This window comes from Rhodopirellula maiorica SM1 (genome assembly GCF_000346295.1).
In the GTDB taxonomy this organism is placed as follows: domain Bacteria; phylum Planctomycetota; class Planctomycetia; order Pirellulales; family Pirellulaceae; genus Novipirellula; species Novipirellula maiorica.
The window spans coordinates 1-1,745 of the sequence record NZ_ANOG01000159.1; the positions used below are offsets into that span (position 1 = coordinate 1).

1 protein-coding gene is annotated in these 1,745 nt (G+C 56.4%); it reads right to left on the reverse strand.

Annotated features, from left to right (window positions below; all coding sequences use genetic code 11):
- Nucleotides 1–473 precede the first annotated feature (473 nt).
- Nucleotides 474–1,745: transposase (locus tag RMSM_RS04785; RefSeq protein WP_144057377.1), on the reverse strand; the 1,272-nt coding region annotated here is incomplete at its 5' end.

Genomic DNA, 1,745 nt, shown 5'->3' on the forward strand with positions numbered 1-1,745 from the left:
CGCTTTACGCTTGCTTGTCAAGCGGAATTTTTAACTGGCGGCAAGCGAGCCGATTCATCGAGCTCGCGTTAAGCCGCGATGCTCGTTTGAACTGGCTACTCCGAGTGATTTTCCCACTTCCGCCTCGCAATTTGCTTTCACTTTTTTTGACTTCGCTGGTGCGTCCTTTCGATCAGGCGTCTCGAACCGAATCCTACACTGGCGAAGTTCGCATTTGGGCTCTCTCTAAGGGAGCGGCATTGAGCTTACTCGTTGGCCATGTCGTAAGATAAAAAGGCAACCGGTGTGACAGGACTCAGGCACGGAGGGCCCGGTCAGGGTGCACCGATCATGTTGCACGCTTTCACGCTCAACTGATGATGGCATGGTGGTCATCACCGGTCGCCATGGTTCGATAGCGGACCGAAAAAAGGGGCCTCCTTGGTTGAGTTAATGTTTCGTTTGCTGATCGATGAGACTTGTCATGCGGTGCTTTAAGCGGCTTTGCTGTACTCGCTGGCCATCACGAACACGCGTTCTCGATCAAACGGTTTTCCGCTGTGGTACCAGCCAAAGAACATTTTTAAAATCTTCCGCATCACACACACGTTCGCCTTCTGCCCCGGCATCTTGTCGGTCTCCTTCTTCTTCCAGTAGTAGTCACCAAACAGTTTCTGGCGCCCGACCAGCGGGATCGCCATCAGGTTCAGCACGTAACGCAGTTCCCTCCGGCCGCGACGACTAATCTTCGTCCGACCTCGCCACTTGCCGCTTTGACGTTCGCACAGATTCAATCCCGCGTAACGCATCAACTGCGGCAGCGTGCGAAAGTCATCTGGAGGTCCGATCTCGGCCACCAGTCGCGACAGCAACCGCAACGTGACGACGCCTTTGCACGGACTCGGCAATCGGGCATCGTCGGCTTGCAGTTGCAAATAGAGCTGTTGCATCCGTTGTTCCAGTTCGTCTCGCTGCTGCAAAAACGCGGTGATTTCCGCATAAAGTTGCTGCACGGCGGCGGCTTGGATTTCGGCAAGCGTTGCGGCCAAGCCGTCGTTATCGCCATCAGCGGATTCAACTGCCGCGTTCCAGATCTTCTTCAGGGTTGCCTGCTTGGTGTGTTTGGAGCGGGCTTTCATCGCAGCACAGAAAACTTCCTCGCCCGCCGCAACGATTCGGTGAGGGTTACCGGCGAACTCTTCGATCAGGGCTTGCCCGGTTGGCCCGTACAGCACCGACTTGTCCAAGTGGAGATCGGCAAACAGGTTCCGCAGATCCGCATGCAGTTCACACTTGGCGACTTTGATGCGTGCTTCACAGCGATGCACCAGACGGTGAAGTTCACGCAACTGTGCGTAGAGCTTGTCGAGCTTGCGGTCTCGGATCAGTTTGCCAACTTTGGCAACCGTCAGTGCCGCTCGCGGGTCCCTGTCGTCGGTCTTGCCATGGTCAGCGAACTGAATCGTGCGGAACTTGGCAACCGCTTCGCCATGCACCAGGCAGGTTCGCATGCCCAGGCTGCCGGCCAGTTGCAGCAAGCGTCGATGATAGATGCCAGTTGATTCACAGATGACGCGAAGTTCACCGTAGCCGTGTTTTGCCGCTTTGGCGCTGATCAGCCTGAGTGTCGTGCGGATGTCGCTGCTCGTATTGTCGCACTTGCCGCTGAGTGTCTGATCAGGCAGTTCCATCGCCCAGTGCAGCGATTCACTGCCGACGTCGAAAGCGACGTTCACGATCCGAACCGCGGAGGAAGCGAGCTGCTC